The organism is Chryseosolibacter histidinae (genome assembly GCF_018598225.1).
Lineage (GTDB): Bacteria > Bacteroidota > Bacteroidia > Cytophagales > Cyclobacteriaceae > Chryseosolibacter > Chryseosolibacter histidini.
The window spans coordinates 1-19,852 of record NZ_JAHESF010000013.1 but is presented as its reverse complement, the minus strand read 5'-3'; the positions used below and the strand labels follow the sequence as shown (position 1 = coordinate 19,852).

18 protein-coding genes are annotated in these 19,852 nt (G+C 49.9%); 16 read left to right on the top strand and 2 right to left on the bottom strand.

Features of this window, described 5'->3' with window-relative positions; translation table 11 throughout:
- Positions 1 to 175: 175 nt before the first annotated feature.
- The gene (locus KK083_RS14435) at positions 176 to 994 is read left to right on the top strand and encodes an alpha/beta hydrolase (RefSeq protein WP_254163959.1); all 819 of its coding nucleotides are present in this window, start codon (positions 176 to 178) and stop codon (positions 992 to 994) included.
- 177 nt (positions 995 to 1,171) lie between these two features.
- On the opposite strand, the gene KK083_RS14430 is transcribed toward KK083_RS14435, so the two are convergent.
- Positions 1,172 to 2,527: a histidine kinase gene (locus KK083_RS14430; RefSeq protein WP_254163958.1), complete on the bottom strand. Its 1,356-nt coding sequence runs from the start codon at positions 2,525 to 2,527 to the stop codon at positions 1,172 to 1,174.
- A gap of 435 nt (positions 2,528 to 2,962) precedes the next feature.
- Here KK083_RS14430 and KK083_RS14425 point away from each other — a divergent pair, with 435 nt between their 5' ends.
- The 8 genes from KK083_RS14425 (at position 2,963) to KK083_RS14390 (ending at position 12,086) form a co-directional block, all read left to right on the top strand.
- Complete coding sequence (locus KK083_RS14425) at positions 2,963 to 3,715, top strand: LytR/AlgR family response regulator transcription factor (protein ID WP_254163957.1); 753 nt, start codon at positions 2,963 to 2,965, stop codon at positions 3,713 to 3,715.
- A gap of 231 nt (positions 3,716 to 3,946) precedes the next feature.
- Positions 3,947 to 4,303, top strand: a complete 357-nt coding sequence (locus tag KK083_RS14420) for a hypothetical protein (RefSeq protein WP_254163956.1) — start codon at positions 3,947 to 3,949, stop codon at positions 4,301 to 4,303.
- A 411-nt stretch (positions 4,304 to 4,714) separates the two neighbouring features.
- Positions 4,715 to 4,855, top strand: coding sequence for a hypothetical protein (locus KK083_RS14415; protein WP_254163955.1), 141 nt, complete (start codon positions 4,715 to 4,717; stop codon positions 4,853 to 4,855).
- A 364-nt stretch (positions 4,856 to 5,219) separates the two neighbouring features.
- Positions 5,220 to 5,786 carry a Crp/Fnr family transcriptional regulator gene (locus KK083_RS14410; protein ID WP_254163954.1) on the top strand — a complete coding sequence of 189 codons (567 nt, stop codon included), beginning with the start codon at positions 5,220 to 5,222 and terminating at the stop codon, positions 5,784 to 5,786.
- A 218-nt stretch (positions 5,787 to 6,004) separates the two neighbouring features.
- Positions 6,005 to 6,331 (top strand): DMT family transporter, encoded by a 327-nt coding sequence (locus KK083_RS14405; RefSeq protein ID WP_254163953.1) that lies wholly within the window; start codon positions 6,005 to 6,007, stop codon positions 6,329 to 6,331.
- A gap of 293 nt (positions 6,332 to 6,624) precedes the next feature.
- Positions 6,625 to 10,077, top strand: a complete 3,453-nt coding sequence (locus KK083_RS14400) for a response regulator (protein WP_254163952.1) — start codon at positions 6,625 to 6,627, stop codon at positions 10,075 to 10,077.
- Between the two features lie 8 nt (positions 10,078 to 10,085).
- Complete coding sequence (locus KK083_RS14395; RefSeq protein WP_254163951.1) at positions 10,086 to 10,907, top strand: CheR family methyltransferase; 822 nt, start codon at positions 10,086 to 10,088, stop codon at positions 10,905 to 10,907.
- A 9-nt stretch (positions 10,908 to 10,916) separates the two neighbouring features.
- A complete protein-coding gene (locus KK083_RS14390; protein WP_254163950.1) occupies positions 10,917 to 12,086 on the top strand; it encodes a sensor histidine kinase in 1,170 nt (389 codons plus the stop codon).
- A gap of 74 nt (positions 12,087 to 12,160) precedes the next feature.
- On the opposite strand, the gene KK083_RS14385 is transcribed toward KK083_RS14390, so the two are convergent.
- Positions 12,161 to 13,060 carry an SMP-30/gluconolactonase/LRE family protein gene (locus KK083_RS14385; protein ID WP_317195229.1) on the bottom strand — a complete coding sequence of 300 codons (900 nt, stop codon included), beginning with the start codon at positions 13,058 to 13,060 and terminating at the stop codon, positions 12,161 to 12,163.
- A 126-nt stretch (positions 13,061 to 13,186) separates the two neighbouring features.
- Here KK083_RS14385 and KK083_RS14380 point away from each other — a divergent pair, with 126 nt between their 5' ends.
- The 7 genes from KK083_RS14380 (at position 13,187) to KK083_RS14355 (ending at position 19,730) form a co-directional block, all read left to right on the top strand.
- Positions 13,187 to 13,435 carry a hypothetical protein gene (locus KK083_RS14380; RefSeq protein WP_254163949.1) on the top strand — a complete coding sequence of 83 codons (249 nt, stop codon included), beginning with the start codon at positions 13,187 to 13,189 and terminating at the stop codon, positions 13,433 to 13,435.
- Between the two features lie 405 nt (positions 13,436 to 13,840).
- Positions 13,841 to 14,404 (top strand): RNA polymerase sigma-70 factor, encoded by a 564-nt coding sequence (locus KK083_RS14375; RefSeq protein ID WP_254163948.1) that lies wholly within the window; start codon positions 13,841 to 13,843, stop codon positions 14,402 to 14,404.
- 90 nt (positions 14,405 to 14,494) lie between these two features.
- The gene (locus KK083_RS32530; RefSeq protein WP_262899530.1) at positions 14,495 to 14,617 is read left to right on the top strand and encodes a hypothetical protein; all 123 of its coding nucleotides are present in this window, start codon (positions 14,495 to 14,497) and stop codon (positions 14,615 to 14,617) included.
- A gap of 12 nt (positions 14,618 to 14,629) precedes the next feature.
- The gene (locus KK083_RS14370; RefSeq protein ID WP_254163947.1) at positions 14,630 to 15,736 is read left to right on the top strand and encodes a FecR family protein; all 1,107 of its coding nucleotides are present in this window, start codon (positions 14,630 to 14,632) and stop codon (positions 15,734 to 15,736) included.
- 9 nt (positions 15,737 to 15,745) lie between these two features.
- The gene (locus KK083_RS14365; protein WP_254163946.1) at positions 15,746 to 16,039 is read left to right on the top strand and encodes a hypothetical protein; all 294 of its coding nucleotides are present in this window, start codon (positions 15,746 to 15,748) and stop codon (positions 16,037 to 16,039) included.
- A 226-nt stretch (positions 16,040 to 16,265) separates the two neighbouring features.
- Positions 16,266 to 17,438, top strand: a complete 1,173-nt coding sequence (locus KK083_RS14360) for an MFS transporter (RefSeq protein ID WP_254163945.1) — start codon at positions 16,266 to 16,268, stop codon at positions 17,436 to 17,438.
- Positions 17,439 to 17,945: 507 nt separating this feature from the next.
- Positions 17,946 to 19,730 carry a purple acid phosphatase family protein gene (locus tag KK083_RS14355; protein WP_254163944.1) on the top strand — a complete coding sequence of 595 codons (1,785 nt, stop codon included), beginning with the start codon at positions 17,946 to 17,948 and terminating at the stop codon, positions 19,728 to 19,730.
- Positions 19,731 to 19,852: the final 122 nt, after the last annotated feature.

Sequence of the window (19,852 nt, the reverse complement as noted above, 5' to 3'; positions counted from 1 at the left end):
CTGGTTTTTTTGATGCCGGCAAAATAAAAAGTTTTTCAAAAAAAATAAAAATCATCGCGGCAGCGCCTTTCTGTCACAGCGCCCCGACCCGGTCCGGATAATTATTGTCAGCGTAAATTGAATTTTTGTCAGTTCGCATTTTTTTATTTTATCTTGATCGGAAATCAAAACGTCCATGTATAGAAAACTGTGCTTGCTGATCGTTGCCCAGCTCATCATCATCACCGCATCATACGCGAAGATCGATACCGTAAGGGTCACCAGCGCGGCCATGAATAAAACGTTGCCCAACCTGGTAGTAACACCAACCAACTATGATCAGCGCACCGAAAGACTGCCCGTGTTGTACATGCTTCATGGCGCGTATGGAAGCTTCAAACAATGGCTGGACATAGAGCCGGCCCTGCAGCGATACGCCGACCAGTTTGATATGGTCCTCGTTTGCCCCGACGGTGGCAACACAAGCTGGTACTTCGATAGCCCCGTTGACAAATCGATGCAATATGAAACGTATGTGGCAAAGGAGTTGGTGAGCGTGATCGGCCAACGTTACCGCGTCATCAACGATAAACGTGGCCGCGCCATCATGGGCCTGAGCATGGGTGGGCATGGTGCCTTGTACCTCGCCATCCGGAACCCTGAAGTATGGGGCGCCGCCGGTAGCACGAGCGGTGGTGTGGATATCAGGCCTTTCCCCAATAACTGGGACCTCGCCAAAAGATTGGGACCTTACACGTCGCAGCGGGAGAACTGGGAGAAGAACACGGTGATCAATATGGTGGAAGCGTTGAAGGGAAGGTCAATGAAGATCATCTTCGATTGTGGCCTCGATGATTTTTTCCTGGAAGTGAATCGCAATATGCGCCAGAAGCTTTTGTCGAACAGCATACCTCACGTTTATATCGAAATGCCCGGCGGTCATAACGCCCAGTACTGGAACAGCTCCCTGAAGTATCACCTGGTATTTTTTCAAAGCTTCTTCGCCGGCAAGTAGGTATCGGGACTCACGTCTCACATCTATCCATAAACAAATAATCCCCGGACGTCTTCCGGGGATTAATCAACCCAATTCATAAAAAGGATTTAGGCGGCTGCCTTTAACCTTGTGGAATAGCAAGTTATGGCGATTTGCCCGTTGTCTCGATCCCGGATATACATTTAAAGCCACCAGTTAAATATTGGTCTGAAGCCAGATCTTAACAGTGGTACCGGCGGGCCTTCCATCATTCTCTTTATCGATGATCTCGAAGGAAACGTCATCAAGTGTGGTGATCAGCTTCAGGCGCTCCTGCGTTAGTGCAATGCCCAGTGATTTGTGTTTCTTGACGTGCAGGTCCTGGAAATTCATAGACGCTTCCCTGCCGATGCCGTCGTCGTCGATCTCGAACAGGATTTTTCCATCGGTATGCTTCACGGAGATCTTCAGCGTTCCCCGCTCGGTTTTATTGGCCAGTCCGTGGATAATGGCGTTCTCTACAAAAGGCTGGATGAGCATGGAAGGGATCTCGATACAGTCGGCATCGAGGCTCTTGTCGAACTCCAGTATAAAATCGAATTTGTTTTCGAATCGCATCAGCTCGAGGCTTACGTACAGCTTCAGCATCTCAAGCTCGTCGGAAAGCAGCACCTTGTTTTGTACGGCGTTGTTGAGGATGCCGCGGATGAGCTTCGAAAAAGCCGAGAGATAGTTCACCGCGTTGATACGATCGTTCTCGACGATGTAATACTGGATGGAGTTCAGCGTGCTGAAGATAAAGTGTGGGTTCATGACAGAACGGAGCGCCATCATTTTCAGGTCTTCGATCTGCTTGTTGGCTTCGGCCAGCTCGCGCTCCCGGGCCTTGCTTTCCGCGGCGTTATAACAGAATACGCTGACACCCGTGATCTTATGGCCTTCTGTAATGGGGGTGAGCAGGCATTGATAATCATTGCCGAACCGCTCTAAGCTCACGGTAAGCGTTTCTCCGGAAAGTGCCCGCGTAAGGCTGTCGTTCCAGGGGGCGAGCAGCATTAATGTTTCTTCTTTCAGCAGCTGCTCAAAAAGATTGATGCCTTCCCTGACCTGGATCTTATACCACTTCCTCACATATCGCTCGAAAGCTTTGTTGAATGTTATCAGCCTGAACTCGCGGTCGATCGCCCAGACAAATACTTCCGTGTGATCTACGGCTGCCCGGAGGCCGGTATGAGCCTGTCTCAACTTTTTTTCTGCGGTCTTTTTCTCCGTGGTCTCGTTTCCGTAGACAGCCAGTCCGCCGGGAGATGGATAAATGAAGTTCTCGAACCAGCCGCCCAGCTGAGGATAATATTCCTCAACGAATGTGAACTGCTGCCGGGTGTAGGCTTCGCTGTACGCTTCGTGAAACCGGGTGGTTACTGCTTCGGGAAATTCGGTCCAGATGTGTTTGCCGATCAGCTTCAGCGGGTCACGTTTCATGACCCTGCCGGCCTTGATGCTGACAAAAGTAAAACACCAGTTCCTGTCCAGCGCGAAAAAATAAGCATCAGTTCTGTTCGGAGTATCCATGATTGATCACATTCCTCAAAGGTTTATAAGGTGCAGGGTAGCACGCCCAAGACAAAAGCCGAACAACCCGCAAGATTAAAAAATGTTTCCATTGGCCGTATCCGGTGGCTGGTTTTTTTGATTATCATAAAAGATAACAGCGCAGCGATTGTAAATATTATACTTTACTTGTGTTAAAATTGATCTTCGCTCCTCAGGCTCTTCGGTGGGGGCAAAAAGCTGCCTGAACACTGTGCGTAAATGAATGTATGTTGAAACTTCTTATTCCTTTTTGACCCACCGCATTCGTTATCAGAGATAATATCGGTTGATCATAAAAAATACTATACATCAAGTGTAAGATTAAATTATATGTTTAACAAACCCGGGCTGGAGATTTGTCGCAATTTCAGCCGTATATTATTAAATTCAGGCCAAAATTATCCCGGGAGTCTGATGCTCAAAAGCATAATTATCGACGATGAACTCAAAAGCAGGGAGAGCCTCAAGAAGCTACTGCTCACTTATTGCCCCGAGGCAACTGAAGTAAATGCAACCTGTCAGAACATCACGGAAGGTATGGAGGCCATTTACAGGTTCAGACCCGATATCGTGTTCCTCGATGTACAGATGCAGGGAGAGACCGGCTTTGACCTGCTCACCAAATTCAAGCGGGTAGATTTCGAAGTGATCTTTACAACGGCGCACGCCGAATATGCGCTGCAGGCGATCAAGTTCTCCGCGATCGACTACCTGCTGAAACCGGTTGACATCGAAGATCTCAGGAACGCCATCGCCAAAGTAGAGCGGAAACAAAATGCCAACATCGCCTTCCGGATGCAGCACCTGCTCCAGAACCTGAAGGTTTCCAATAAAGAAAGTTACAAGCTTGCGTTGCCGACAGCGGAGGGACTCACGTTTATCAGCGTGTCGCAGATCACATACTGCAAGGCATCGGGCAACTATACAGAGATCTTCATGACCGGTGGCACCAAATACCTGGTGTGCCGGCAGCTGAAGGAATATGATGACCTGTTGTTTGAGCACGATTTTTTCCGGATCCACCATTCCTACCTGATCAACCTCAACCATGTCAAGAACTACGTCAAGGGTGATGGCGGATACGTTGTAATGACAGACGATGCCACCATCGATGTGTCGCGCCGGAAAAAAGAATCGTTCCTTGACCGCATCGGATACCGGTCGTGAAAGACATCGCGTACATACCTTCATGGCCCGGTTATACAGCAATGACCTCCTCTTACATGACGAATTTTTCTTCTGGCGAACTTGCAGTAGCAACTGACCGATGAGAACGCTAAACTTAACAAATCACGGATCGTTTTAGTACTACAGGACAATGCAAGTATTCTTTTCCCTTCGGGGGACCTTATCGACAACGGCTATTCTATTTATTCTATATATCATAGCGATTAGATAATGGAGAAACTGATCCTGACTTTGCTGCTCGACATCAAGTCTTTCTTTTACGAGCATTTTCCAGGAACTGTGCAGTTCGAAACAGGCTTCAGAGGCCTGTCTGATGACGAATTTGTTGAATTCGAGATCAGGATCAGCGGCCTGGCGATCAGTGACGAGCAAAAAGAAACGATTGATGCTATCAATTACAACGACCCCGGGCCTGCGCGCATGGGTGAATTTGTGATGCTGCAAAAAGTGAAGGAAACTGTATCGAAGCTGAAGGGAAAACTGCATTTCTCCGTGCTCAGCAAAGGAGAGATCATGGTGCACGTGCTCATCCCGCAACAAGCAAGCTCCCTGAAAACCGGTCTCTGATCACCGGAATCAGTTCCCCCATTTCACGTCCTGAATTTGTGCGTATATCCCCCGGCATCGCAAAAAAGGAGTAGCGACAAGGTGGTAGCGGCCATACCAGTTATTAAACCATGCTCCCCACTTATACACTATTGGCCGTGCAGTGTGATCTTTTTTATATCTTAGCTGGCCCGTCGGTTTATTCACGCAACAAATGAGAACCCTCACCGCCTTACTGACGTTATTTGTTATTGCGCTTGCGACAGGCGCTCCCCGGGCCGGTAAACCCTTAGTGGTAAGTGAAGCGACACTGGAAGGAGTTGTATTTCTGATAATCCTGGGAGGAGTTTTAGGCGTTATTAAAATTATAATAACAGGAAAGAGAATGCGTTAAGGAATCACTGAAGTTCAAGCTATAATTGGTAGACCCCTATGAACAAAGTAGAGAATGAAGTGTATGACGATGAGGAGGAGGCAACGCATGAGGAAATGCGGGGCGTTGTATGGACAGTAGTCTCGATCGTTGTGGTCTTTGGTATCCTCGTTTCCCTTACGGTAATAATTGTTCTTTGAACCTTTTTATTGAAAAAGGTTATAGTAGTTTTTTACTATAATCGATAGTACTTATATACTATAAAAAAATGGTAAAAATTTACTAAGCAAGAGCGACAAAACATGCTTATTTTTGTAGAGATCTTTCCTGTTTTCAAAAATGGGTAAGTTCAACAATAGCCAAAGCAATTGTGTTAGACGGACACAGTTGCTTTTTTTATTTCCGGTCTTTCTCATGGCTCCGAACAAAGCTCCAATACCCTTCCGGTTGCGCGCACGGAATAGCGTTGTTGCCGCAACCCCGCCTTTTTACCAAATTGGGCATTGCTGGCAATTTTTATCCTTTAGAGCACCGCGGAGCTGCCTGTTGTAACTGTCCGATACGATGGAGAACATACAAAAGAGAATAAGAGACCTTTACCCGCTTTCGGAGGCTTCATTCAATAAAATTGCCGGCCGGTTAACCAAGGTGGAGCTGCCCCGGGGCCACGTGCTTTTTCAGGCTAACAGGATCGAGACCAGCATTTATTTTTTGGAGAAAGGCATTGCGCGGGCTTACTGTTACGATGCCGAAAAAGAGATCACATTCTGGTTCGGCTTCGAAGGCGATGTGATCTTCTCGTATAACAGCTACGTTAACAACGAACCCGGGTATGAGAATGTAGCGCTGCTCGAAGATGCGGTGTTGTATAGCATCGATAATACAGTATTGCAGGCCTTGTTTCGCTCAGACCTCGAGATCGCCAACTGGGGGAGAAAGCTTGCCGAACGCGAGCTGATCCGCACCGAAAAACTCTTCATCTCCAGGCAGTTCAGAACGGCGTCCGAGCGGTACCACGAGCTGCTCAAAGCGCATCCGCAGCTGGTTCAACGTGTTCAGCTGGGGCACATTGCTTCCTACCTGGGCATCACGCAAGTCACGTTAAGCAGGATCAGATCAGAGAATAACTGAGCCCGGGATCCGGCAATAGCTGGGGCTCAGGTCAGAGAACCCCTGAGTTTTTTTAACATATGTTAAAGGTTTGCTTCCGTTTATTGCGAAACTTGCAGTTGCAGATTCCGCAGCTCCGGAAGTTATCGGGATCGCAGGTAAACAAAGACTCAATTATGCCTTATCTGCGTACAGCAGCGTGATCTGCAGGAACATCAACTTAGAAAACACAACACGACATGGACTGGATCATGCTCATCATTGCAGGACTTTTTGAAGTAGGTTTTGCCACCTGCCTGGGTAAGGCGAGAGAAACAGCGGGCACAACGGCCACGCTGTGGTTTACTGGATTTTTCTTATGCCTCGTGGCGAGCATGTACCTGCTATATAAGGCCACACAAACACTGCCCATCGGAACAGCCTATGCGGTGTGGACGGGCATCGGCGCGGCGGGCACCGTACTGGTAGGGGTTTTTTTCTTTAAAGAACCCGTCTCTTTTTTAAGGGTGCTTTTCCTGGTGACCCTGATCAGCTCGGTGATCGGCCTCAAAGCTGTCTCACACTAAATTAGATATGAGATATTAGTTCCGATAGCTATCGGGATGAGATTTGAGATTATACCGGCCCAGTCTCAAGTGTCATCCCCATGGCTACCGGGTCTCAAATCTCACGTCTCACATCTCAAATCTCATATCTTTATAATTGGAGAATAAGCCGCCTTTGGTTAACTTTAAAAAAAGCCTATTCAAAGTCGCGCCCCGGTTTCGCAGGGTTGTAAAGTATTGAATTTGATGATATATTCATCAGCAATTCAGATGTAGCCATAACGTTAACGCTGCAGCGCATAAATAAAAACCTTATGAAGTTTACGCTTGATAAAAAAATATTATCAGGTTTTATCCTCTGTTCTTTCGTGCTGTTGTTTGTGGCCATCATTTCATTCCAGAACAGCGAGCGGTTCCTGAATAACAACAACATGGTGAATCATACACAGGAAGTGTTGTATGAGCTGGAGCAGATCATGGTGTATGCGGTGGAGGCGGAAACAGGAGCGAGGGGCTTCGTGATCACCGGCCAGGAAGACTACCTGGCGCCGTACAGCAATTCGCGTTTGAATCTCACCGATCATCTCGATAAAGCAAAAAGACTGACGAGCGACAATGCAGCCCAGCAAAAGATCCTGCATGCGCTTGAAGACCTGATCAAAAACCATGTTGAGCACCTGAACCTTTGTATTGCTTACAGAAGACAGGATCTTGCCAAGGCCGTCGCGCTGATCGCAACAGGAGAGAGCCGAAGGATGCTGAACGACATCAGAGCAACCATTGGCAACTCAAAGCAGATCGAGCAAGGTCTGCTGCTTACGCGAAAACAAGTGGCCGATGAAGACGCCAGGCGTTTTACACTACTCTTCGTTGTGCTGCTGCTGATCATTGTGGGTGTGCTGGTGATCGTTTACGCCATCATCCGCACCAACCTCCGGGCACTGCGCAGGGCTGAATCGGAAGCCCTTGCCAGGAACCAGAGCCTGGCGGCCAGCAGTGACCTGGTGAAAAGCATGCAGGGAAACAAGGAGCTTCCCGAGCTGGGCAGGGCCATCATCAACCACCTCGTTACACACCTCGATATCCCGATCGGCGCTGTTTACAGCGCAGAGAAAAACGGCATGAGCCTGAAGCTCATCGGCTCGCACGCCATGGGCAAAAAAGAACTTACAACGGTCCAGTTCGGTGAAGGAACCGTGGGCCAGGCGGCAGCGGAAAGACAGGTGATCCTGCTGCATGATATCAAGCCACATTATTTTAATGTGAGCACAACGTTCGGCCAGGTGCGGCCACGGCAGATCTTAACGGTGCCGTTCATCTTCGAAGACAGGGTGGTGGGTGTGGCAGAGCTGGGCAGCCTGGGCGATTTTTCAGCGCGTGATAAAGAATATGTGAACCTTGTATCCGACAGCATCGCGATAGCCATCGTATCGTCGCAGGTACGTGAAGAGGCCAAAGCGCTGCTGGAAGAAACACAACGCCAGGCCGAAGAGATGGAAGCACAACAATATGAGCTTCGGCAGGTGAACGAAGAGCTGCATGGCAAGACCGAGCTGCTCGAAAAATCGGAAGCCGAGCTCATTGTGCAGCAGGAAGAGCTTCAGCAGCAAAACATCGAGCTCGAGGAAAAGGCCAACCTGCTGGAGGAGCAGAAAGAGAAGCTCGAAAGCGCGAAAAACGAGATCGAGCTAAAGGCCAGGGAGATCGAGATCACCAGCAAATACAAATCGGAGTTCCTCGCCAATATGTCGCACGAGCTTCGTACGCCCCTCAACAGCATCCTCATTCTGGCGCAATTGCTTTCCGAAAACAAAAACGATACACTGGGTGAGAAGGAGATCGAATATGCGCGTAACATCCATAACTCCGGTAATGACCTGCTGAACCTGATCAACGAGATCCTCGACCTCTCCAAGGTTGAATCCGGAAAAATGCAGCTGGAGATCGAAGAAGTGGAGACCGCGCAGATCGCCGAAGGGCTCGCGTCCATGTTCACTGAAGTGGCCAGGAACAAATCCATCGGCTTCAACATCCAATTCAATTCCAGTGATGTTCCTGCTGTGATGGCCACAGACCGGCAGCGGGTTGACCAGATCCTCCGGAACCTGCTGTCGAACGCTTTCAAGTTCACACCGAAAGGCGGCGCCATTACCGTACGTGTGGACAGGCCGTTGTCAGATGTGGTTTTCAGGAACAAGAGCCTCAATACGGCCGCAAGTGTGATCTCTTTTTCAGTATCCGATACGGGCATCGGCATCCCGAAAGACAAAAGGGAGATCATCTTCGAGGCGTTTCAGCAGGCCGACGGCTCTACCAAAAGACAATATGGCGGCACAGGACTCGGGTTGTCCATCAGCCGTGAGCTGGCCTATGCGCTGGGCGGCGAGATCCACCTGTCAAGCGAAGAAGGAAAAGGCAGCACCTTCACGCTGTACCTTCCGGTGAAATTTGACCCGGGCACGGTAAGCCTGTCCGAGAAGCAGGTGGAAGTGAAGAAAAAAGAAGTCCATGCCGAGCCGCCCAGGGCCCATGTGAAATCGTATGACGTCAACGTGATCGATGACCGCAGCAATATCCAGGAGAACGACAGGGTGATCCTGATCATCGAAGACGACGAGACCTTTGCCAAGGTGCTGCTCAGCCTGGTGAGAGAGCGGAGATATAAAGGCGTGATCGCGTCACAAGGCAATACCGGCATCAGCTTTGCCCGCCACTATAAACCCGATGCCATCCTGCTGGACATGAAGCTTCCCGTGATGGATGGATCGCAGGTGCTGAGTCAAATAAAGAACGACCCTGAGTTGCGCCATATTCCCGTGCAGATCATCTCGGCTCACGACCGAAAAAAAGAAACGCTGGCCCTGGGCGCATTCGACTACATGAAGAAACCTGTATCGTCCGTAGACCTGCAGAAAGCCTTTGACAAGATCGAAGCGTTCAAGAGCAAGAAGTTGAAGAAGCTGCTGATCGTGGAGGATGACAGGCAGCAGAACAAGGCCATTCGTGAGCTGATCGGCAACGGTGACGTTAAATCCTTTTCAGCTTACTCGGGCAATGAAGCGCAGGAGATCCTGGTGTCGGAATCATTCGATTGTATCATTGTCGATCTGGGATTGCCGGATATGTCGGGCTTCGAGCTGCTGGAGAAGATCAGGGCAAACGAAAAGCTCAACAAAATTCCTATCATCGTCTACACAGGCAAGGACCTGGAGAAGGAAGATAACACAAGACTGGGCAAGCTGGCCGACACCGTGGTGCTGAAGACCGTGAACTCGCATGAGCGCCTGCTGGACGAAACCATCCTGTTCTTACATCGTGTGGAGTCGAAGCTGCCCAAAGAAAAGCAGACCATTATCCGCAAGCTGCACCGGTCAGACGAAGTTTTAAAAGATAAGACCATTTTGCTGGTGGACGACGACATCAGAAATATCTATTCGCTGACCAATGCGCTGGAGGAGGAGGGCATCCGTTGCCTAACGGCGGAGAACGGAAAGACCGCCATCGAGATGTTGAACAAAAATCCGTCGGTAGACCTGGTGCTGATGGATATCATGATGCCGGTGATGGATGGATTTGAAACAACGGTGGAGATCCGCAAGATCGAAGCGTTCAGGAAGCTCCCCATCATTGCGCTCACGGCAAAGGCGATGAAAGGCGATAAGGAAAAATGCCTGTCGGTGGGGATGTCTGATTACGTCTCCAAACCTGTGAACATGGCGCAGCTGCTTTCTTTGATGCGTGTTTGGCTTTATTCGAATAATAGTTGATCAGTTAGATGAAGGGCGATATCGGTAACGACGATTACAGGAAACTGCTCGATTCGATCTACCATCAGTATGGGTACGACTTCACGGAGTATGCAGAATCTTCAGTGAAAAGAAGGATCACCCATTTCATGAATGGCAGGCGGATCGGTAGCTGCGATGAGCTTCAGGCCGTGATCCTTGACGATGAAGGTATCTTCGAGGAGTTCGTGCAGGAGATGTCGGTAACAGTGACCGAGATGTTCCGAGACCCGGCTTTTTATAAAGAGATCCGTGAAAAGGTGACGGCCCGTCTTGCCACCTACCCGGTGATCAGGCTCTGGATAGCGGGATGCGCCACAGGACAGGAGATCTACTCCATGGCCATATTGCTGAAAGAGGAAGGACTGCTGGACCGCACCATCATTTACGCCACAGACATCAACCAGAAATCGCTGATGGCAGCGAAAGAGGGAATGTACAGCCTGGAGCACATGCGCGTATACACCAATAACTACCAGCTCGCCGGTGGCAAAGGATCTTTTTCAGACTATTACACCGCCAAATACAACGCCGCGTTGTTCGATAAAACCCTTCGCAACAACGTTGTTTTTTCACCTCACAACCTGGTGACAGACCAGTCATTCAATGAGTTTCAGTTCATCATCTGCAGAAATGTATTGATGTACTTCAATCAGCAGCTTCAGAGCAAGGTGATCAATCTTTTCGACGAGAGCTTGTGCACGTTCGGGTTCCTGGGCCTGGGCGATAAAGAGTCGCTTCTTTTCTCCGGCAGGAAAGACCACTTCGAAAAAATAGACGGAATACAAAAGATCTACATGAAGATTAAATGAGCATAACGGATGGAGCATGAAAAGGTGACGATACTGATCATTGATGACCGGGAAGCGAATATCTACGCGCTGGAAAAATTGCTGGAGAAGCCTGGACGTACATTTTTGCAGGCTACCGATGGCAAGCTCGGTTTGAAGCTGGCGTTGGATCATGAGATAGACCTGATCCTGCTGGATGTTCAGATGCCGGAGATGGACGGATTCGAGGTGGCGCAGATCCTCCAGTCGAACAAACGCACCAAAGACATTCCCATCATCTTTGCTTCGGCCGAGAAGAAGGAGCGAAGCTCGGTGATGAAAGGTTTCGAGGAAGGTGCTGTAGATTACCTTTCTAAACCCCTTGACCCGGAGCTCACCAAGGCGAAGGTATCGGTGCTGCTGAAGATCCAGATCCAGAAGAAACAGCTCATCGAGAAAAATACCTCGCTCGAAAAAGCCGAAGCGCAGATCAAACTTCTCAACGCCAACCTGCAGCAGAATCTGCAGCAGCTCGAGGCCGCAAACAAGGAGCTTGAATCGTTCTCTTACTCGGTGTCGCACGATCTGCGCGCGCCCCTCAGGTCGATACTCGGATACGCGCAGGTGCTGGAAGAGGATCATGCCGATAAGCTGAACGAGGATGCAAAGCAGGTACTCGGCACGATCCAGCAAAATGCTGTGCGCATGAATTCACTGATCGACGACCTGCTCGAGTTCTCCCGGCTGGGAAAACAGGAGCTGCAGAAATCGGAAGTGAATACAGAAAAAATTGTGAAGAGCACACTCCAGCAGATCAGCGCTTCCACCAGGCACAGCGCGGAGGTGAAGATCAATTCGCTGATGCCCGCCTATGCCGACTATTCACTGCTCAACCAGGTGTGGGTAAACCTGATCTCGAACGCCATCAAATACTCGGCAAAAAAAGAAAGACCTGTGGTGGAGATCGGCTCGCACAAGGAAGACAATGAGATCATCTTTTATATCAAAGACAATGGCAGTGGTTTCAACATGGAATACGTGCACAAACTGTTCGGTGTCTTTCAACGCCTGCACAAGGCCGAAGATTTTGAAGGCACCGGCGTTGGCCTCGCGCTCGTACAGCGCATCGTGAACCGCCATGGCGGCCGTGTTTGGGCCGAAGGAAAAGTGAGTGAGGGTGCTACGTTCTACTTCTCCCTACCAGTGATCAGTAATCAGTAATTGGTAATTGGTAATCAGTGATCAGTAACTGGTGTTCAAAACCGATTATCGGTTACCGAATACCGCTTACCAATTTACCGGATACCTTTCACCAGCATCTCCATTACAAAAACGGATTCAGATGCTGTGATAAACAGTTTATTGAGGTGTTTGCCGCCGAAGCATACATTGGCGGTCCAGTTGGCGGGTACGTCGATATGAGCGATCTTTTTGCCGGACTTATCATAGACCGTTACACCCTTTCCCGTGAGGTAAAGATTGCCCCGTTCGTCAAGCGTCATGCCGTCAGAGCCTTGTTCGGCGAACAGCCGGCGGTTTTGCAACGTGCCGTCTTTTTTGATCTCGTACTGATAGGTTTTGTTGCCTTTGATATCGGCCACAAAAAGGTATTTGCCATCAGGTGTTCCGATGATGCCGTTGGGTTTTTCAATATCGCTGTCCACCACAATGGGTTGATGTTTTCCCTCGGGCAGGTAGTAGACGTTTTCATCTTTCACGTGTTGCAGTCCGGGTTTCCACCAGGGTCGCGGGTACAACGGGTCGGTGAAATAAATGCCGCCGCGCGGATGTGCCCACAGGTCGTTGGGGCCGTTCAGGTTTTCGCCGTTGAGATCTCTCAGCAGCACCGTGATTTTTTTGTCACGACTGATGCTCCAGAGCTGGTTCTCTTCGTCGGCACAGGAGAGCAGGTTGCCTTTCCTGTCGAAGTACATTCCGTTGGACCGGCCCGCGCCTTCCATGAAGAGCGTGAGCTTTCCTTCCGTATCGTATTTCCAGATCCTGTTGTTGGGCTGATCTGTGAAATAGATATCTCCCTTTTTGTCAGCGGCAGGGCCTTCAGTGAAGCTGAACTGGTTGGAGACCAGCTGAGGTTGGGTGCCGGGGGCAAAGAGGTCGGATTGGGCGCGAGTCATAGAAGCACCGAAGAAAAGAAAAAAAGCCGTAAAACCGGCAGAAAAGATCCTGTTTAGCATATCCCGAACTTAGAAACTTTCAACGGATAATAAAATTTCTTACATCGTTTAGGGGGTCTTTGGGGGTTGCGTGTTATTACAACGCCGGGCTTTGGTGCCAGGAGGCATCGTTTATAAAAAACAGGAATGAAAACTAAGGTTAAAGGATTGATTTATTTTGCAGGTATCCTGATCGCCTGCTACGTTACACAGCTCAGGCTTTTTTCGTTCGTGCTGGAGCTGGGCTTCAAAACACCACAGACGGATACCCTCTGGAACCTTCTCGTCTACCATGTGCCCGACTTCATTTCCATCATTTTCTGTTTTACCTACATCATCATCTTTTACAGGAAGATCAGGCAGCTACGTCAGGCCAACGTAGGAGGCGCTTCGTAAAATCTTTCGTGTTCGCGGCCCTGAAGAAGTACGAAATACGAGGTACGAAGTACGGGGCGCTCGGTTGAAGCCTTGGCGGTCGCGAAAGCACGTACCTCGTACTTCGTCCCTCGTACCCCTCACTGCATCCTTGTTGGTGTTCTTCACCAACAAGCTCACCAACAAGCTCACCGCGCCCTTGTTCTTCACCAACAAGCAAATCTCATGTTACAACATAAGTCCACAGCCGAAATCCTCTTCGCGCCCACCACTCATCGCGCATGCGTTGCTCAGAGTACCGGAACCACCGCTGCTGTGGACTGTCGCCGTCGACCGTAGTCTTGCATTTAATTCGCCTAATGGATAAAAATGACTACATTTTGACACAAAACATCCTATTTTTGGATATGATCATAATACAGATAGATGGCGGGGCCTTCTCAAGCAGATTTTGAAAAGATCTTCCGGGAGCACAATAGAAGCCTGTGTGACCTTGCCTATAACTTCGTCAGGGATAAGGATGCGGCGCAGGACATTGTGCAGGAGGTGTTTCTCCGGTTGTGGAAGAACAGGGAAGGGCTGAATTTCGGCGATAAGATCAAACACTATTTGTTCAAGGCAACGGCACATTATGCGCTGAACCACCTACGCTACAATAAAAAGATCAGTCGTGTGGGTGACGAACCGTTGCAGCACCTGGTGGCGTCTTCAGGTACGGAAGAGCTTGGGTATAAGGAGCTGGAGCTGAGGGTCAGAAGTGCCATCGACCGGTTGCCTCCCAAATGCAGGGCTATCTATCTGCTGAGCCGGCACGAGGGGCTGAAGTATTCCGAGATCGCTGACACCCTCGACCTGTCCATTAAAACGGTCGAAAACCAGATGGGCATCGCCCTTGAGAAGCTCAGGGAAGATCTCAGGCCATTCCTCACCGTAGAATTCCTCACCATCAGCATCCTGGTAGCCTTGATCATTTTTTCATTTTTTTCCTGAAAATTACGGCTGTCTTTAGGGGTACTAACTCATTTTTGGGTTATAAGGGTAAAATAGTCCCACGTAGCTTTAATCCTTACCTGAAAAACTATGAAGAACGTATTTACCGTTTTGCTGGCGATCGTTGTAACGGTAGTGCTGGCGTCATGTTCAACGTACACCTGTCCTACCTATGCCAAACAACCACCGGCACAGGCGAAAGTTAAAGTATAGATAAAACAACTGATGAGATCTGATCAAGAGCGTTTAAAACTGGTAGCGGCTTACCTTTCAGGGCAACTGGATGCAGCTGAACGGAATGACTTTGAGCTGTGGATCAACGCTTCACCGGAGCATCAAAGGATCTTTGAGGAGGCATCGAGGATCTGGGAGAATTCGGGCGCAAAGCTCAGGCTTCCCGTGGATGAGACCGACAGGCTTTGGCTCGAGCTGAAGTCGCGGATGGAGCAACCCGAAAAAGTATTCTCGCTTTGGGGAATGAGCGCCACCACGCTCAAGGTTGCGGCCAGCGTTGTGCTCGTTTCACTGATCACGTATTTCTTATGGCCAGACACGCGCCAGCAGTTGGCGTCAGACAAAACAACATCGCTCGATGACATCTCGGTATCGGCAGGAGATCACGTGGCAACGATATACCTACCCGACAGCAGCAGGGTGTGGCTCAATGTGAACAGCAGGTTAACCTATGCGAAAAATTTCGGCCAGGCGGGCAGGCGTGCAAGCCTTGAGGGTGAAGCTTTTTTCGAGGTCACACCAGACAAACATTCGCCCTTTACCGTGGCAACACAAACCACATTGGTGACCGTGGTGGGCACAGCCTTCAACCTCAGGCAGCAAGGCAGCGACGTAACACTCACGGTATCGGAAGGCGAGGTGCAGTTCTCAGGCAAGAACAATGAACAAAAGGTAGCGGTGAAGGCCGGCGAAAAAGCCGTCTCCGCCAATGGGAGCGAGCCCGCCAGATCTAAAAACGACGACACACATTTCGAAGCGTGGCGCAGGGCTTCCAATCCTGAATTTGAAAAAGAGAAGCTTGATCCCGCCGCCTATCTCACCGCGCGTTATACGTGGAGAAAAAACGCCATCAACCAGTCGGTGATAGAGGGCACGGTGACAAGCAAGGCTGCGCTGGCTGACTACAGGGATGTGGTGTTGAAGATCACGTATCTCAAGCCTAACGGCAGCCGGAATACGGTGCGGCTGAAGATCGATGAAACCGTGAAGGCCGGTGCACGGGTGAATTTCCAAAAGCGATTATTTGATATTTTTACAAATACACGTTCATTAGAGGTAGAGATTGAATCAGCAGCGGTGGCAACCTCCGTATACTAAAAAGTTTATATGGAAAAATCATCACACTTCACGCCTGCAGACCTCTCGGCAGATCCTGATCAGCTGATTCGTCTTGCCGAAAAGATCATCGAGGAGCACGTCAACAAAGGCGCCGGCAGCACCCTCAAGGCCAACCACATCGCCGACCTTAACTACAAGCTCAAGATGGCCAAAGACAAACACGAAGAAGGCCTGAAGTACAAACGATTGATGGAGAATGCCTGGATGGAGCGCGACCAGTTTCTCGGCTCCGGAGACCATGCCGGCGTATCGCAGATCATTAACCAGATGCTGAAAGTGTAAAGATCAGTCCCGCTGATCCCGCAGATTATCGCAGATTTCTATATAAAAAACTTCAGCCCTTTGAGGGTTTAAGAAGCCATATATAAATAACGATTGCCTTTCGGACGGTTAGTGCTGAATAAATGTCCCCGCCAACCCTCAAAGGGTTAAGAAAGAAACGATTTTTTTTTCGAAACGATCCGCGCATATCTGCAACATCTGCGGGAAATGCATTTAGTTTTGTGTTATGATCACGGAACAAACGCAGGCTCGCCCGGCAGCCGCATCGCCCTCGTTACGGTGGGCGAGAATATCTGTAACAGCTTTCTTCTTCATGGCCGGTCTTTGCTTTTCTTCGTGGGCCAGCCGCATCCCCAACATAAAAACACTGCTGCACCTCAATGATGCGCAGCTCGGCAATGTGCTGTTTGCCTTGCCTGTAGGGCTGATGGCCAGTCTTCCGATATCCGGATGGATGGTGACCCGCTTCGGCAGTAAGGTGATGGTGATCGCAGGGTTGATCCTCTATGCCGCCACACTCTCGATGCTCGGAATGGTGTCGACCGTGCTTCAGCTGGTGATCACACTTTTCGTTTTCGGGCTTGCTGCCAACCTGGTGAATATTTCGGTTAACACCCAGGCGGTGCTGGTCGAGAGCTCCTATGGCAGGTCTATCATGGCGTCCTTTCACGGCGCCTGGAGCCTTGCCGGTTTTACAGGTGCGGCCATCGCGCTGGGCCTTATTTCCATAGGCATAACGTTGCCGGTCCACTTTTACATCATGACCTTGCTTGTGTTCGTGCTGATAGTGCTCTTTCAGAAAAATCTTTTCGCGGCGAGTAAAGCACCGGCGTCGCAGCCGGTTTTTGTGAAGCCCGACAAGCTCCTGTTACAACTGGGGCTCATCGGTTTTTTCGGAATGGCCTCTGAAGGCGCTATGTTCGACTGGAGCGGCGTATACTTTCAGAAGATCGTTCAACCTCCCGCAGTGCTTGTTCCCCTTGGCTTCACGGCCTTCATGAGCACCATGGCCGGCGGAAGGTTCATCGGCGATTATGTGACCAACCGGATCGGCAGGAAACGTACGCTGCAGATCAGCGGCATCCTGATCGCATCGGGGTTGGGAATCGCTGTAGCATTCCCTTCACTGGTCACGGCCACCATCGGATTTTTGCTGGTGGGTTTTGGTGTCTCGTCTGTGGTGCCGCTGGTATATGCCGCGGCAGGGCGTTCCGGAAGTATGCCCGCGGGGATGGCGCTCGCCGCTGTATCGTCTGTGAGCTTCCTCGGTTTTTTGCTCGGCCCGCCCATGATCGGATGGATCGCCGAAACCGCCAACCTGAAATATTCTTTTGCATTAATTGCTGTGCTGGGATTTTGCATCACGCTGCTCACCTCGAAAGCGAAGTTGATCGGGTAGAGCGTACCTTCCGAAAGACGTTCATCCTGACAATTTATCCAACAGAATCTGTAGCGATGATAAGAATGATGTGTGCGTTTGTTTGCATTGCTTGCATTACAAAGAAACGAATTCAGGAGGCTCCTATGGAGCCGGGAGGGTAAAATTAATCCGTTTTCTATAGACAGAACACTCCTACCGGAGTGAAATGCATTTAGCTCCGGATGGAGCTCCCTGCCTATAGAAAAATGGAAAGTTGGTTCTGCATTTTGGCTCCATAGGAGCCTCCTGAGCGTACGTCATTGGGAATGTGCTGGTGTGCTCGCCTGTGCGAGTGAGAGGTTCCGATTTTCGTTTTTTCAGCACTCATAGACGCAAAAACTTCACGTGCTTCGTAGCGGGTGTTATACCTTTGATACAACGAACGGCCTGTTCGCAGGCAGTTCTCCGGATTTACCTGCAAGGGTTTGGGGTTAAATTTGGCTTAAGGGACGGCTTGAAAACACCGCCCCTTATTTTTTATATTCCATGATACAGCTCATCTACCGCCGCGCTTTTTTTGCTCTCCTTGTTCTTGCCTGTTGTTTTGCGTGTAAGCGCGATCATGAAACGCCCGGCACATCAACCGTAAAACAAGTGATGGACGAGGTGATCACACGCCTCTATGCCACCGTGCCGCCGGAGCAATACGATAGCATTGATGATGCCTTCATACTGAATTTTCTTACAGACGAAGAGAAGCAGGTGCTCGCCACACGGTACCAGCACTTTGTGGTGAACGTTCCGGTGGTGGTCTCGCTCATGCGTCATCAGGACCAGCAAACGATCCCCTTCTGGTTAAAGGATGCCGGTTTTGTAAAAACGGATCAGCTCGTCAAAAATGAAGAATACACCTACGAAGTCTGGCAAAAGCAATACGATGCAGGAATTGTCGAGCTGGGCATCAACGGCTTTGACAAACACCGCCCCGTGTATTTCATTGCCGTGGGTGCGCAGAACAATGGCGACTCACTCCACATCACAGACGTTTATCCTGAATACGATATCGTGCCCATGCGCGAAGGTGCCTTCACTTATCATGACTGGTCAGACCTCACGCTCACAGCGATCCCTCAGCGGATGACCGGGCAACATTTGTTCACCACGGTACGCGGCCGTGCCAGGGAAGCACATGTGATCAACGCTTTCCGGAAGACACCTTTCCCTTCAGGCAAAAAACCTGATCAGGTCATGCTCACGTGGAGCGACTCACCCCATACCGGCGTAGACATCCAATGGAGGGCCGATAGTGCCACACCAGCAGGAACAGTACGTTACTGGAACAAGCATACGGATACAGTAAGCATCAACGCATCGGCTATCGTACTTGAAGACCGCATGCTGATGAATGACCGTTACATCAAACGTTTCACAGCGCAGCTCAGGGGGTTAACGCCTGGAACCCAATATTTTTACCAGGCGGGATCAGCTATGGATAACGGATGGTCTGACGTCTATACTTTTCAGACCGAACCTGAGGATCAGAAAAGTTTCTCGTTTGTCTGGCTGGGCGATACACATTGTTTCCCTGATTCAGGCAGACTTGTTGCCACGGCCAGCAAAAGCCATCCCGATGCAGCCTTCTATTCCATTGCGGGTGACCTTGTGTCCACGGGCCTGAACCGTGACGACTGGGACAAGCTGTTTGCGTATGGAGCGCCGACCTTTGCCACCAAACCCTGGATGCCTGTGCCGGGTAATCACGACCGCCAGGATGGCCTGGGTGCACAAATGTACTACGACCTCTTCAGCCTGCCCCGCAACGCCCCGGCTGGTGTAGCACCGGAATCCAGTTATGCCTTCACGTACGGCGATGCTTTGTTTCTCATGATCGACGCCACCTTCGACGTGGCGGACCACACCGCCTGGATCGAAGAAAAGCTTTCCACCAGCAAGGCCACCTGGAAGTTTGTGATGTTCCATTTTCCGCCTTACAATTTTGAAGAACCTTATCCTGAGATCCAGCAGGCATGGGTACCGCTTTTTGATAAGTATCATGTTGACATTGTCATGGGAGGACATATCCATTACTACATGCGTTCGCGACCCATGTTTGCCGGCAAGCCGGTAGGTTCTTTCGCACAGGGCACTGTCTATAACATCTCCATCTCAATTCCATCCAGGCACGAGCACATCACGGAAGAGCCATACGCAGCGAAGCAGTTCGCAGAAGGGTATTTTTATCAGCATGTTCAGATCGATGGAAAAGTTTTGAAGAGCAGAACTTTCGATCATCTCGGAGTGCTGAGGGATGAGTTTGTGATAAAGAAATAGTTTTCACTCCGGCCCTTCCGTAATCCGTCATTCAGAGAATTTATACAGCAGAAGGCTGTAGCGATGATAAGAATGACGCGCGCGTTCCTTTTTACGCTGGCATTTCAAATTACGAATTTCAG

Excerpts from the sequence above, each read along its gene's own strand:
- KK083_RS14375 (WP_254163948.1), top strand. The coding sequence starts at position 13,841 with ATGGCGGGGCCTTCTCAAGCAGATTTTGAAAAGATCTTCCGGGAGCAC.
- KK083_RS14400 (WP_254163952.1), top strand. The coding sequence starts at position 6,625 with ATGAAGTTTACGCTTGATAAAAAAATATTATCAGGTTTTATCCTCTGT.
- KK083_RS14405 (WP_254163953.1), top strand. The coding sequence starts at position 6,005 with ATGGACTGGATCATGCTCATCATTGCAGGACTTTTTGAAGTAGGTTTT.
- KK083_RS14435 (WP_254163959.1), top strand. The coding sequence starts at position 176 with ATGTATAGAAAACTGTGCTTGCTGATCGTTGCCCAGCTCATCATCATC.
- KK083_RS32530 (WP_262899530.1), top strand. The coding sequence starts at position 14,495 with ATGAAGAACGTATTTACCGTTTTGCTGGCGATCGTTGTAACGGTAGTG.
- KK083_RS14415 (WP_254163955.1), top strand. The coding sequence starts at position 4,715 with ATGAACAAAGTAGAGAATGAAGTGTATGACGATGAGGAGGAGGCAACG.
- KK083_RS14425 (WP_254163957.1), top strand. The coding sequence starts at position 2,963 with ATGCTCAAAAGCATAATTATCGACGATGAACTCAAAAGCAGGGAGAGC.
- KK083_RS14390 (WP_254163950.1), top strand. The coding sequence starts at position 10,917 with ATGGAGCATGAAAAGGTGACGATACTGATCATTGATGACCGGGAAGCG.
- KK083_RS14355 (WP_254163944.1), top strand. The coding sequence starts at position 17,946 with ATGATACAGCTCATCTACCGCCGCGCTTTTTTTGCTCTCCTTGTTCTT.
- KK083_RS14420 (WP_254163956.1), top strand. The coding sequence starts at position 3,947 with ATGGAGAAACTGATCCTGACTTTGCTGCTCGACATCAAGTCTTTCTTT.
- KK083_RS14360 (WP_254163945.1), top strand. The coding sequence starts at position 16,266 with ATGATCACGGAACAAACGCAGGCTCGCCCGGCAGCCGCATCGCCCTCG.
- KK083_RS14370 (WP_254163947.1), top strand. The coding sequence starts at position 14,630 with ATGAGATCTGATCAAGAGCGTTTAAAACTGGTAGCGGCTTACCTTTCA.
- KK083_RS14365 (WP_254163946.1), top strand. The coding sequence starts at position 15,746 with ATGGAAAAATCATCACACTTCACGCCTGCAGACCTCTCGGCAGATCCT.
- KK083_RS14385 (WP_317195229.1), bottom strand. The coding sequence starts at position 13,060 with ATGCTAAACAGGATCTTTTCTGCCGGTTTTACGGCTTTTTTTCTTTTC.
- KK083_RS14410 (WP_254163954.1), top strand. The coding sequence starts at position 5,220 with ATGGAGAACATACAAAAGAGAATAAGAGACCTTTACCCGCTTTCGGAG.
- KK083_RS14380 (WP_254163949.1), top strand. The coding sequence starts at position 13,187 with ATGAAAACTAAGGTTAAAGGATTGATTTATTTTGCAGGTATCCTGATC.
- KK083_RS14395 (WP_254163951.1), top strand. The coding sequence starts at position 10,086 with ATGAAGGGCGATATCGGTAACGACGATTACAGGAAACTGCTCGATTCG.
- KK083_RS14430 (WP_254163958.1), bottom strand. The coding sequence starts at position 2,527 with ATGGATACTCCGAACAGAACTGATGCTTATTTTTTCGCGCTGGACAGG.